This window comes from Oceanobacillus indicireducens (assembly GCF_014647195.1).
GTDB classification, from domain to species: Bacteria; Bacillota; Bacilli; order Bacillales; family Amphibacillaceae; genus Oceanobacillus; species Oceanobacillus indicireducens.
Map to the genome: position 1 here is coordinate 14,350 of NZ_BMOS01000001.1, position 12,198 is coordinate 26,547.

Genomic DNA, 12,198 nt, shown 5'->3' on the forward strand with positions numbered 1-12,198 from the left:
CGTGCGGAAGATTATTCTTAATGGAAATTATTCCATCTTAGCGAATATTGCTCTATTGAAACGAAATTAGTGTTCCAAATTCGGTCTTCCCTGGGAGCAGTCCAGACACCTCGAGACTCCTGCGGGAGGATAGGCCTAGGTGAGACCCCGCAGCGGGCTTGCCCGCGAGGAGGCTCACCAGCCGCCCGCGGAAAGCGAGAGGTGTCTGGACTGCGGACCCCGGAAAGAGAGTTGAGGACTTACGCTGAATGAAAGTATTTGGTTGTTAAGGTGTGAAAGTTGAGTGTATTACATTAACTATAGCATTTTCCCTCCAAAATCCCAATTTATATGGTATGATTAAAGGGGAAGAAAGATAATGGAGGGGCATAGTATGTATTTTGTCGACCGGAAAAAGATAGAAGAAAACTTAACATATATGGATCATTTACTTAATTTATTAGAAAATGAATCATTTGATTCACCAATCGAAAAACTTGGCAAAGAGCGAATTGTTCATATCTTAATCGAATCCACACTTGATGTTGGGAATATGATGATTGACGGATTTATTATGCGAGATCCGGGAAGTTACGAAGATATTATCGATATCCTTGTAGATGAAAAAGTAATTCCAGCCGAACACGAAGTAGCTTATAAAAATTTTATCTCGTTGAGAAAGAATCTCGTCACGGACTATGTGAATGTGGATGAAGTGCAGCTGGATGAAACGATCGCTGAGTGTCTTCCGATGCTTAACGGTTTTAGCTCACATATTCAGGCATATTTGAAGAATGAACTTGGTGTCGCAAATGCTTTCTTAAAAGAATAAGCAAAGGTGATGAAGATGAAAGAAACGACGAAGGAAAGACTCATTGTGATCTTAAAAAAGAATAAGGCAATCACGATGGATGAATTAATGAAGTTTTTCACAATCTCGGAACCCGCAGTGCGTAAACATCTTCATGAACTTGAAAACCAAGAGCTTGTTAAAAAGAAAAAGCAAAAACAAGAGATTGGTCGTCCTTATTATACATATGAGCTCACTAAAAAAGGACATGGTCAGTTTCCAAACCAATATGAACAATTACCGGTTGAATTATTACAGGATTTGGAGGAACTGCAAGGTCCCGAATCGGTGAAGGCATTGTTATATAAACGGATGGAAAGAGAGCAGGGGCAATTGCTTGAGAAGCTAGATGGAAAGAACTTTGATGAGAAGGTGCATGCCCTTGTTGAGATGCAGAACGATGCTGGCTATATGATAGATATTGAGGAAACATCAGATGGGGATTATATATTAACGAATTATAATTGTCCTATTGTTAACATTGCTAAAGAGTACCGTCACGTCTGTTCCAATGAAAAAATAATGTATAATCATGTATTCGATGAAAGTGAAGTAAGGCCAGAAGGATATATTACAACTGGTGCCCATGTATGTAAGTGGGTTATAAAAGCACCAAAAAAAGATGATTGATCGCGCAATCATCTTTTTTATTGCAAAGAAACATCCGCTCCGCGCGCATACTTAGCCTGTAACGGCGCTTGCGTTTTTCTAGTCAATTAAACTTTCGGGGTCGACGGTGGAGTGGGCGAGTCTGCTGGATGCCGCTGCTGCGATTGCACCGACGATGTCATCAAGGAATGTGTTGACGCTGCCAGTTGAATGGTCATTCAGCTTTTTTAAAATCCCTGGTTTCTGTTTGTCGATATAGCCGTAGTTGGTAAGCCCGATTGATCCATAAACGTTTACAATCGAAAGGGCAATAATTTCATCAATGCCGTATAAGCTTTCGTCTGTAACGATCGTTTCAAGTAAAGGCTCGTCCAAAAGTTTTTTCTCCGCCAGAACGTCTAATTGAATACCGGTAATGACAGCATTTTGCACTTCTCGTTTGGAGAGGACACGGTTGACATTGAAGCGGCATTCATCCATCGTTAACTCGTTATGATAGCTTGACTGCAAATAATAAACGAGTTCCGCAATATCCTCGATTTTTACCCCCCGTTTCTCAAGAAGCTCTCTGGCTTTCTTTTCTAAATCGCTTATCTTTACATGTTTACTCATTTTATCACCTTTTTCAAATAGTGGTTAAGTTAAGTTCTTCTTATTCATATAGTTTAAGTATACCCATATCATTATGAGGAGGATCTTAACTTGTCTTTGCGTGAGTTGTTAACTAATTATTATCAAATACATCCGGAAGAAAAATTGGTGATTGATGGAAGAACTGGATATCTTGCGGACGGTTTCGTTTATTTTAACATGGAATCCCGGAATCTTGAAATGATTCAGATGGAACAAGCGGTACTTGCTTACTACTTAATGGAAAATGGTTTCCGACATATCGCGCTACCTGTTAAAAATATGAATGAAGAATGGTTTACAGAATATCAAACATCTACGTACTTAATTTATCAAGTGAGTGATCGGAATACGGTAAAAGAAAGCTTAGGCAGAAATTTAGCGTTATTTCATGAAACGGGTTCCGCGTATTATTATGAGCCCCAGTCCATTTCAAGTTATGGGGAATGGAAGCGCCTTTGGACGGATAAGCTGAATTTATTTGAAGAACGGATAGCTCAGCTCACAACAGAGGAAACGGTATCTCCAACAATTTTTGATGTTCTACCCTATATTATAGGTATGAGTGAAAATGCTATTCAATACCTGCGGGAAACAGAAGAAAATGAAGCACGTTATACGGAAGTCGATCAAGGGACAATAGCCTTTCTCCGGTTCAATAATCAAGTGGAACGTGAAGTAATCTGGCCTGATGAGCTGTGCTTCGATCATCCTGCCAGGGATATAGCTGAGTATATCCGCAATTGTCTTTTGAGTGGACAGTCGGACAATGTATTGCATGAATTCTTTAGAGATTATCAGGCCATAAGGCCGCTTTCCGTATTTAGCTGGCGACTAATTTATGCGCGCTTACTTTTTCCCATTCATTTTTTTGATGCGGTGGAACCATTGATCAATGGGGAAAACAGTCAAACAGGAGAGGCTGGACTTTATAAAATGATTAAATTGCAGGAAGTATATGAAGAGCGCTTACGTAATTTTTACGAGAAAATGGAAATCGATAAGGAAGCATTTGAGCTTGTTGAGGCGGATTGGCTTTCATGAGGGTAATTATGATTTGGCATAAAAAGAAAAAAGGCAGCTTTAGTTCGCTGCCTCATTAGAATACTTGTTCAATTTCCTTAACGCCTGGAACTTCTGCCATTAAAGCACGCTCAATTCCGGCTTTTAATGTAATCGTGGAACTTGGGCAGTTACCACAAGCACCCATCAAACGGAGTAGGACAATACCGTCCTCATCCACATCTATTAATTCAACATCTCCACCATCACGGAGCAAAAATGGACGTAATTTGTTTAAAACTTCTTGTACTTGCTCATGCATGAATCACATCCCCCTTTCGTCATACTAGTAAAAAAATGGATTTGCTAATGAATCTATTGGTAACACTTAAAACTTCTATCGATTAATTATATTGTACCTTTGCTTCTCTATTTTGTAAAATGAAAGAAACTCCCTTTTTATAAATCAAGGAGAGGTAGGAGGCGTGCCAATGAGTGCAAAAGTTAAAGTTACCATCTACGGGGCGGAACAGCTCTGTGCCAGTTGTGTAGGAGCACCAGGTTCAAAAGATACGTATGAATGGCTGCAAGCTGCAATCGGGCGGAAATATGGAACAGATGCCATTACTTATGAGTATGTCGATATAGATGAGCCACAAACAGAAGAGAAGCACCAGGACTTTGTCCGTCGAATCGTTGAGGAAGATTTATTTTGGCCAATTGTATTTGTCGATGAGGACTTGGTCGCGGAGGGGATTCCCCGCTTGAAAACAGTTTATCAATCATTGGAAGCAAAGGGACTCGTGCCGGTTGAGGAGATATAAACAGAACGATTGCTTAAATTATTTATCATTTGTATAATTAAAGGAAAATGAGACCGAAGGAGGTAATGCATATGTCAATTATAATAACGGATAAGGCGAGCGTTCAAATCAAAGAGATGATGCAGGATGAAGAGGAAGGGGTACGCCTTCGTTTTGGTGTGCAAGGTGGAGGCTGCAGCGGCCTTTCATACTCCTTAGGATTTGATGAAGAAATCAACGAAGAGTTAGATGTCGTGGAAGAAATAAATGGTATTCCAGTCGTCCTGTTCAGCCAGGACCTTCCTATTATCGAAGGGACGAAGATTGACTTTAAAGAAAACTTGATGGGTGGGGGATTCAGTATCGATAATCCAAATGCTGTACTGTCCTGTGGTTGCGGCTCATCTTTCCGTCCGAAAGAATATGATGGACCAGTTGAAAAGTGTTAAAGGACACGAGTAGACTTTGTGTAGCGAAAGTTCCATTCTTCAACCATTTAACGCATGAAGAAATGGTTAAAATTGCTGAAAGAAGTACCCATAAGAACTATCGAAAAGGGGAAATTATTATCCATGATGGCGACCCATTGGATTACTTATACATCGTCCACCAGGGAAGAGTGAAGATTTACCAAGTTTTTGAATCTGGTAAAGAACAATTATTACGTATCTTGGAACCTGGTGAGTTCATGGGGGAAATGGCGATTTTCACAAAGAAAGAAATGGACAGCTATGCAGAAGCGATCGAAAAGTCGGAGATCTGTGCAATCCATCGGGACGAGATGCAGTTATTAATGAAGGAACACCCATCGATTGCACTGAAAATCTTAGAGCAATTTAGTAAGCGTTTGGACCAAACTGAGAAGCTCGTTGGAGAATTGAGTTCGAAAGATGTGGAAATGCGGATTGCTACGTATTTAGTTGAACTCGTGGGAAAAAATAAGCAGCTGGACATTGTGCTTCCAATGAGTAAAAAAGATCTTGCATCCTATTTAGGAACAACGCAAGAAACAGTAAGCAGACGGCTGTCTACATTTCAGACAAACAACTGGATTGTGCAAGATGGTCATCGGAAAATAAAAATAATGGACCTAGAAGCACTGAAACAAGTTGCAGTACTAGAATAGAAAAAGGAGCCTCCTTCATATAGGATTAGGCTCCGATTTTTATTGTATAGAAAACTATAGATAAAAAAGCTATGATAACTTAGGTATCTAGGGCTAGCCACGTCCGGCTCCAGCGCCCAGCAACTATCAAACTTCACACTCCTCCAATCGATAAGTCAACATCAACTCACTATCGTTCGTTGTGTTTCCTTTATCTCATTCCGAAGTGCTCCAGTTTGTACGTTGCTAAACGGGCGCTTACGCCTTTGTTATTTAGAAAATAGCCATGTCGGTGGAGTGTCTTGGTTGGACGCGTGCTTTTGGATCCATATAGCGCATGGCGTTGTTGACTGCCGTTGGTCCCTCACCAAAGCCGGTCACAATCAATTTAACTTTACCATCGTAGGTTGTCACATCTCCAGCAGCATAAATGCCTGGAATATTTGTTTCCATTTTTGTGTTGACGACAATACTATTCTTCTCGATTTCCAGTCCCCAGTCTTTAATTGGACCGAGGGAAGAAATGAACCCGTAATTACAAATGAGCTCATCCACATCCAGGGTGATTTTACTTTCTCCACGCACTTCCTGGAGTGTTAGTGAATTGATCCGGTCAGTCGCTGTTATTTCTTGTGCTGCATATGGAGTAATGACTTCAACCGCTGAATTTTTTAGCTGTTCTACACTCGCTTCGTGGGCGCGGAATTGGTCTCTGCGGTGGACGAGCGTTACGCTTTTTGCGGATTTCTCGAGCATCAGGCTCCAATCGAGAGCGGAGTCTCCACCACCAAGGATGACGACATTTTTATCCTTGAAATGGTTCATATCGGTAACATGATAATGCAAGTTAATTCCTTCGAAGTCCTCGCTATTATCAATATTTAAACGTCTCGGAGTAAATGCGCCGTTTCCAGCTGTAATAATAATTGTTTTCGTATAGTGAACGTCTCCACCCTTACTGACAAGCTTGAAGCTATCATCTGCCAATCGTTCGACTGTTTCAATTTGCTGGTCAAGAATGATTGTTGGATCAAAGAACTTCGCTTGCTCTTCTAAATTATCGATGAGATCAACTGCCTTAATCTTTGGGAAACCAGCGACATCATATATATATTTCTCCGGATAAAGGGCTGCAAGCTGTCCACCGATTTGTGGTAAACTCTCAATAATCTTTACTTTCGCTTGACGCATTCCACCATAAAAAGCAGTAAACAAACCTGCTGGTCCGGCACCTATTATTGTTATATCATAAAGTTCTTCAGACAACAGAATTCCCTCTCTCTGTACTATAATTATCAACAATCTAATCCTACCATAAAACGAAACCGAATCGTTACTATCTAGCTCATGAACAAAAGGAAAAATGGTTTATTTCGCAGGTGAATAATTCTATTGTAACAAACGTGTAACATTTACATTTTATTTTCATTACAATTGTGTTATAATCTTATGATGTAATTCGTATATACGAAAAATAGCCAATCTGTTATCGAGTTCTATACAGAAATTTTAAGTAATTTTAAGTAAATCTAAGGCTGATGGAGTGTTTTAAAAAGATGTATAAACCACATATCGTAATTTTAGGAGCGGGATATAGTGGTCTTATGACCGCTACTAAATTACAGAAGTTATTGCGCCGGAATGAAGCAGATATTACGCTCGTGAATAAACATGATTACCATTATCAAACGACTTGGCTTCATGAAACGGCGGTAGGATCATTAAAGCCGGAGCGAACAATGATTCCAATTCGTGATATCATCAATCAAGATAAGATAAACTTTGTAATCGATGAAGTAACAATGATTGATGAGAAAAATAAGAAGGTAAAGCTTCTAAACCAGGAGCTTTCTTATGATATCCTTGTCGTTGGGCTAGGATTTGAAGCTGAAGCTATCACAAATCCGAATTTAAATGAAAATATTTTTCCGATTGGAAATTTAAATAATGCAAGAGTCTTGAGAGAACATTTGGAATATAACTTTGCCAAGTATGCGAACGAAGAAGAGAAGAATGCTGCACGGATTAATATTGTTATTGCAGGTGGAGGATTTACCGGAATTGAATATGCCGGTGAACTCGCTGACCGGATTCCAGAGCTCGGCAGTGAGTATGATGTGGAACGAACGCAGGTCCGTATCATTATAGTAGAATGTGAATCTACTATTCTACCAGGATGCAAGCAAGAATTTGTAAATTATGCAATGAACTCTCTTGAATCTCGTGGTGTCGAATTTATAATGGACGCTAAAATTGTTGAATCGAAACAAGATCGTGTTGTCTATGAGAAGGAAGGAAAGCGTGTCGAAATCCCAGCAAAGACAATCGTCTGGACTGCTGGTGTCCGTGGTAATTCATTGCTTGAAAAATCAAGTATCCCGACTGTTAATGGAAAAGTAGAGGTTAAAAGCGATTTACGCGTTCCGGGTTATGACGATGTCTATGTCTTAGGAGACTGTGCACTGATTACGAATCCGGAAACAGGAAGGCCATACCCAGCGAATGCGGAAACGGCAATTGCTTCTGCTGGAATTGCAGCTCGGAATATAAAAGCGCAAATTAATAAAAAAGCATTATTACACTTTCGATCAAGAAAGAAGGCGATCATTGCTTCACTCGGCTCATCCGACGGTGTTGCCATATCATTAAACGGTCGGCAGCATTTCGGGTGGAGAGCGACAATTATGAAGAAACTTTATTTAAATAGATACTTACTCCAATTAGGAGGAATCCATCTATTAATGAAGAAAGGCAGATTTAATTTCTTCCATATGTAAAGCAAAGGCTATATGTCTTTGCTTTTCTTTCTATTTATTATAAAATAAGCGTGGGTGTTATCTAACGAAGCGAAGGGAGTCACATCATTGATACAGCTAGTAGTTTCCATTATGTTATATTTTGTCATTTTCTTTGGTATCGCTTTTATTTTAAATATGCTTTTAAGAAGAACTTGGCTTATGTCTATTCTATATCCAATTGTTGCCATAATGATTATCGATGGCATTTCCACATTTGATTATTTTACGAACACAGCGGAATCTTTTAAACTATTAGGAGATACACTTGCTGCTTTAAAAATTGCTGACTATGTTATTATGGGAGCCGGTTTCCTCGGTACAATAGTTTCGGGATTTACAATTCGTATTTTAAGAAGAAGTGGATACCAAATGTTTTAATGATTATAACTGGATAAAAACCACAGTCCATGTGCACTGTGGTTTTTAGGATATTGTATAGATGGTAAACAAAGAGTTACAGCATTTCTCTGAAGAAGAAATTTACCATTTTAATTTTTCTTTTATTAGCCTTAGTTTGTAAAAATTTTGTTATAATAAGATTTAGCTTTTAAAAAATATACCCTTTAATGAAAGTGCTTTCACTCATTAAAAGGTAAATACTTCATATGGAATGACAGACAAAGGAGAATGAACAATGGTTAACTTAACTCGAGACTTTTTCATTGCTTTATCGAACAATCAATTTCTGAATGACAATGCCAAAAGGTGGGGATTCCGACTAGGTGCAGAGAAATTTGTAGCTGGTACAGATTTGCCCCAGGCCGCTGAAAAGGTCAAGGAATTGAATGAGCGCGGTATTTCCGTGACGCTCGACAATCTAGGGGAGTTTGTTAATGATAGGGCTGAAGCCGAAGCGGCAAAAAATCAAATCCTTCAAGTAATTGAATATATTCATAAGGAGAGACTGAACGGTCATGTATCCGTAAAATTAACGCAGGTCGGTCTTGATATTGATAAAGAATTTTGTATGGAGAACATGCGGGAAATTCTTACTAAAGCAAGTGAATATGATATTTTTGTAAATATTGATATGGAGAAATATATTCATTACCAGCCGACATTAGATATTGTAAAGGAACTTCATAAAGACTATGAAAATGTCGGAACGGTCATGCAGACTTATTTATACCGCACATTGGATGATTTAAAGGATCTTGAAGATGTGCGGCTAAGGATTGTAAAGGGAGCTTATAAAGAGTCTGAAGAAGTAGCCTTCCAAGAAAAAGAAGATATTGATTCGAATTTCATGGAAGCGGTAAAAATAAGATTGCAAGGGAATGCGTTTACATCGATTGCGACGCATGATCACAATTTGATAGAAAAGGTAAAAAAATATGTGGAAGAGCATCAGATTGATAAGAGAAAATTTGAATTCCAAATGCTTTACGGCTTCCGTGTAGAGATGCAATATGCATTGGCCGAAGAAGGTTATAATTTCTGTACGTATATTCCGTTTGGTGATGATTGGTATGGGTATTTTATGCGCCGGCTAGCGGAGCGCCCGCAAAATATCAATCTCGTACTTAAAGATACCTTTTATACAGAAGATAACAGACTAAAAACAGGGGCGGTTGTTGCTGGGGCAGCTGGGATCGCAACACTTGGATTTATTGCCGGTAGGAGAAGTCGCAAAAACAAATAGAAATAACAATTTTCGTCTTTTTTTAGATAACTGGCTATAAAATGGGAGGAATACATTATAGTTTCATAAAAGGGGAGAGATGAAATGTCTGATTATACGTATCAGCTATTAGCCATCATCATATATTTTATCGGGATGATTTTGATTGGACTAATGGGTTTCCGAAAGACAAAAAACTTAGATGATTACATGCTTGGCGGCCGGCAGCTCGGCCCGTTAGCGTCAGCGCTTAGTGCTGGTGCTTCTGATATGTCCCAATGGCTCTTGATGGGACTTCCTGGAGCACTTTATGTTGCCGGACTTGTGGAAATTTGGATGCCAATTGGTTTAGCTACAGGTACCTGGTTAAACTGGAAGATTGTCGCACCAAGACTACGGACTTACACACAAGTGGCGAATAATTCTATAACCATTCCGAGTTTTCTAGACAACCGTTTCAAACGAAATGCGAAAGTTTTACGGGTTGTTTCTGGAATCGTGATTCTGCTCTATTTTACTTTTTATGTTTCTTCCGGGATGGTTGCAGGGGGAGTGTTTTTCCAGAGTGCATTCGGCTATGACTATACGACCGGATTATTGATTGTTGGAGGGGTCACCATTCTCTACACATTCATCGGCGGATTTTTAGCGGTAAGTTACACAGATGTTGTACAAGGAACGATGATGTTCTTAGCACTGCTCCTTGTTCCAATCTTTGGTATCTTTGCAACGGGTGGCTTAAAAGAAACAGCATCGAGTGCGATGGCGTTCAACCCGGATGTCTTTAATTTGTTTTCTACAGCTACCTTTGCCGGTGTCGTGTCCCTGTTAGCTTGGGGTCTCGGTTATTTCGGACAGCCACATATTATTATCAGGTTCATGGCAATTAAATCTGCGCAAGAAACAAGAACAGCGCGTCGAATAGGTTTTGGCTGGGTTGTTCTATCACTTGGCGGGGCAATAGCTACAGGTATCGTCGGTGCTGCATACTTCCAGCAGAATGTAGATGTTACATTATCAAATTCGGAAGCCGTTTTTCTTATTTTAGGTCAAATCCTCTTCCATCCGTTTATTGCTGGAATGATGCTTGCCGCGGTGCTTGCAGCGATTATGAGTACCGTATCCTCGCAGTTGCTAGTATCTTCATCCGCACTTGTAGAGGATATTTATAAAGTTGTATTCAAGAAGGAAGCAAGCCAGAAGTTCTATGTTAATTTAGGGAGAATTGCAGTGCTATTCATAGCGCTGATCGCAATCTACTTTGCCTGGGAACAAAACGATACGATTCTAAGCCTGGTTGCCTTCGCATGGGCAGGGTTTGGATCATCCTTTGGACCGGTCATTCTATTATCCTTGTATTGGAAGAAGTTCACGAGTGCTGGAGCGCTTTGGGCAATGGTCGTTGGGGCAATCACGGTCTTTGTCTGGGGAAATTCAAAAGTTTTATCCGGCTTTCTATATGAAATCGTTCCAGGATTCACCCTTGCTATGATAGTTGCGATAGTAGTAAGTCGAATAACATATAAGCATAATCCTGAAATTGAGGCGGAATTTGACGAAGCAGTTGCACTAGCTAAGCAATCAAATGATTAACAATCTAATTTTTAACAGTAATGTAGGTTTGTGAAATTTGATAAAACCGCGGATTACCTTTATTCAGCGTAAGTGTCTGGTTCATTCACTAATTATGGCGTTCTGATCGCCGTTCAGCTGCCCGGTGTACGGATGCTTTCCGCGGGCTCCGCGCTGAGCCTTGACGCACAGGACGTGCTAATGCAGACGTTGCCACATACGAGAGCGTTCTTAGTCTGCCTCGGGCTACCGCCCTGCGGGGTCTCCGGACTCGTGCTATTCCCGCAGGAGTCACCGTCCACCGGGCAACTGAACTGGCAGAGAGGGTTATTATTAATGGAAAATATCCCACCACGATAGGTGCCCTCTTACTAAAATGAAAAGTAGTGCTCCAAATTTGGCCTTTCCTTGGAGCAGTCTAGACACCTCGAGACTCCTGCGGGAGGCCGGCTAAGAACGGTCACGTCCTGTGACCAACGCCGGCATTAGAACCTCCTGTTCGTCGATAGGCTTGGTGAGACCCCGCAGGGCGGTAGCCCGAGGAGGCTCACCAGCCGCCCGCGGAAAGCGAGAGGTGTCTGGACTGCGGACCTTCAGAAGGAGGTTGCACACACTTAAGCTGAATGAAAGGAATTAGAGTCCTTATAAAAATATGATTAGGTTTAAATATTCATGATCTGGGATAAGATTAGACTGCTTTGACTTTTTTGATACGTTAGTTAAGTTAATAATTAGTAAAGAGTGATTGTATGAGGAAGACGAATGTTCATCGTTTGCTTGATAAGGAAAAAATTGCTTATCAGATCCATGAGTATGCTTGGAAGGAAGATAGCCTTGATGCGGAAACTGCAGCGAGTCAAACGAATATTCCGCTTGATAGGGTATTTAAAACACTCGTAACGGTCGGAGATAAAACAGGGCCAGTCGTTGTTGTTATTAGTGCGCAAGATGAACTGAACTTGAAAAAACTCGCCAAAGTAAGTGGTAATAAAAAGATTGACATGCTTCCAATGAAAGATTTGGAGAAGACGACAGGGTATATACGGGGCGGTTGTTCACCGATTGGCATGAAGAAAAGCTATCCGACATACATTGATTCCTATGCAGAAGGCTTAGAATATCTCGTCATTTCAGCGGGGAAACGCGGTTCCCAAGTCGAACTCTCTCCAGCAGATCTAAAAGAAATGACCAAAGCGGCGTATGCTGACCTACGAGCAGAATAATTTAGA

Annotated in this window: 14 protein-coding genes; 11 read left to right on the top strand and 3 right to left on the bottom strand. The window is 40.4% G+C overall.

The features are described 5' to 3' along the window. Positions 1 to 358 precede the first annotated feature (358 nt). Together IEX94_RS00075 and IEX94_RS00080 are read left to right on the top strand one after the other, a co-directional pair. Positions 359 to 811, top strand: a complete 453-nt coding sequence (locus tag IEX94_RS00075) for a DUF86 domain-containing protein (protein ID WP_308425544.1) — start codon at positions 359 to 361, stop codon at positions 809 to 811. A 15-nt stretch (positions 812 to 826) separates the two neighbouring features. After that, on the top strand, positions 827 to 1,459 hold the full coding sequence (locus IEX94_RS00080) for a helix-turn-helix transcriptional regulator (RefSeq protein ID WP_188855518.1): 633 nt from the start codon (positions 827 to 829) through the stop codon (positions 1,457 to 1,459). Between the two features lie 78 nt (positions 1,460 to 1,537). Here the strand turns inward: IEX94_RS00080 and IEX94_RS00085 are convergent, their stop codons facing one another. Then, on the bottom strand, positions 1,538 to 2,050 hold the full coding sequence (locus IEX94_RS00085) for a phosphatidylglycerophosphatase A family protein (protein ID WP_188855519.1): 513 nt from the start codon (positions 2,048 to 2,050) through the stop codon (positions 1,538 to 1,540). A 90-nt stretch (positions 2,051 to 2,140) separates the two neighbouring features. Here IEX94_RS00085 and IEX94_RS00090 point away from each other — a divergent pair, with 90 nt between their 5' ends. Further along, positions 2,141 to 3,112 (top strand): YutH/CotS family kinase-like spore coat protein, encoded by a 972-nt coding sequence (locus tag IEX94_RS00090; protein WP_188855520.1) that lies wholly within the window; start codon positions 2,141 to 2,143, stop codon positions 3,110 to 3,112. A 55-nt stretch (positions 3,113 to 3,167) separates the two neighbouring features. Here the strand turns inward: IEX94_RS00090 and IEX94_RS00095 are convergent, their stop codons facing one another. Then, entirely contained in the window at positions 3,168 to 3,392 is a 225-nt protein-coding gene (locus IEX94_RS00095; protein ID WP_156856711.1) for a NifU family protein, read from the bottom strand. 169 nt (positions 3,393 to 3,561) lie between these two features. Here IEX94_RS00095 and IEX94_RS00100 point away from each other — a divergent pair, with 169 nt between their 5' ends. The 3 genes from IEX94_RS00100 (at position 3,562) to IEX94_RS00110 (ending at position 4,999) form a co-directional block, all read left to right on the top strand. Next, a complete protein-coding gene (locus tag IEX94_RS00100; protein WP_188855521.1) occupies positions 3,562 to 3,894 on the top strand; it encodes a YuzD family protein in 333 nt (110 codons plus the stop codon). 71 nt (positions 3,895 to 3,965) lie between these two features. Next, positions 3,966 to 4,322, top strand: a complete 357-nt coding sequence (locus IEX94_RS00105; protein ID WP_188855522.1) for a HesB/IscA family protein — start codon at positions 3,966 to 3,968, stop codon at positions 4,320 to 4,322. Beyond that, positions 4,316 to 4,999, top strand: a complete 684-nt coding sequence (locus IEX94_RS00110; RefSeq protein WP_229782508.1) for a Crp/Fnr family transcriptional regulator — start codon at positions 4,316 to 4,318, stop codon at positions 4,997 to 4,999. The genes IEX94_RS00105 and IEX94_RS00110 overlap by 7 nt, the downstream gene beginning before the upstream one ends. 252 nt (positions 5,000 to 5,251) lie before the next feature. Here IEX94_RS00110 and IEX94_RS00115 read toward each other — a convergent pair whose 3' ends face one another. Then, on the bottom strand, positions 5,252 to 6,244 hold the full coding sequence (locus IEX94_RS00115) for an NAD(P)/FAD-dependent oxidoreductase (RefSeq protein ID WP_188855524.1): 993 nt from the start codon (positions 6,242 to 6,244) through the stop codon (positions 5,252 to 5,254). A gap of 290 nt (positions 6,245 to 6,534) precedes the next feature. Between IEX94_RS00115 and IEX94_RS00120 the strand changes: the two genes are divergently transcribed. From IEX94_RS00120 to ybaK, 5 genes are all read left to right on the top strand, one after another. Beyond that, positions 6,535 to 7,755 (top strand): NAD(P)/FAD-dependent oxidoreductase, encoded by a 1,221-nt coding sequence (locus IEX94_RS00120; protein ID WP_188855525.1) that lies wholly within the window; start codon positions 6,535 to 6,537, stop codon positions 7,753 to 7,755. Positions 7,756 to 7,842: 87 nt separating this feature from the next. Further along, a complete protein-coding gene (locus IEX94_RS00125) occupies positions 7,843 to 8,154 on the top strand; it encodes a YuiB family protein (RefSeq protein WP_156856716.1) in 312 nt (103 codons plus the stop codon). 256 nt (positions 8,155 to 8,410) lie between these two features. Continuing rightward, positions 8,411 to 9,418 carry a proline dehydrogenase family protein gene (locus IEX94_RS00130; RefSeq protein WP_188855526.1) on the top strand — a complete coding sequence of 336 codons (1,008 nt, stop codon included), beginning with the start codon at positions 8,411 to 8,413 and terminating at the stop codon, positions 9,416 to 9,418. A gap of 84 nt (positions 9,419 to 9,502) precedes the next feature. Next, the gene (gene putP, locus IEX94_RS00135; protein ID WP_188855527.1) at positions 9,503 to 10,990 is read left to right on the top strand and encodes a sodium/proline symporter PutP; all 1,488 of its coding nucleotides are present in this window, start codon (positions 9,503 to 9,505) and stop codon (positions 10,988 to 10,990) included. Positions 10,991 to 11,718: 728 nt separating this feature from the next. After that, the gene (gene ybaK / locus IEX94_RS00140; protein WP_188855528.1) at positions 11,719 to 12,192 is read left to right on the top strand and encodes a Cys-tRNA(Pro) deacylase; all 474 of its coding nucleotides are present in this window, start codon (positions 11,719 to 11,721) and stop codon (positions 12,190 to 12,192) included. Positions 12,193 to 12,198 lie beyond the last annotated feature (6 nt).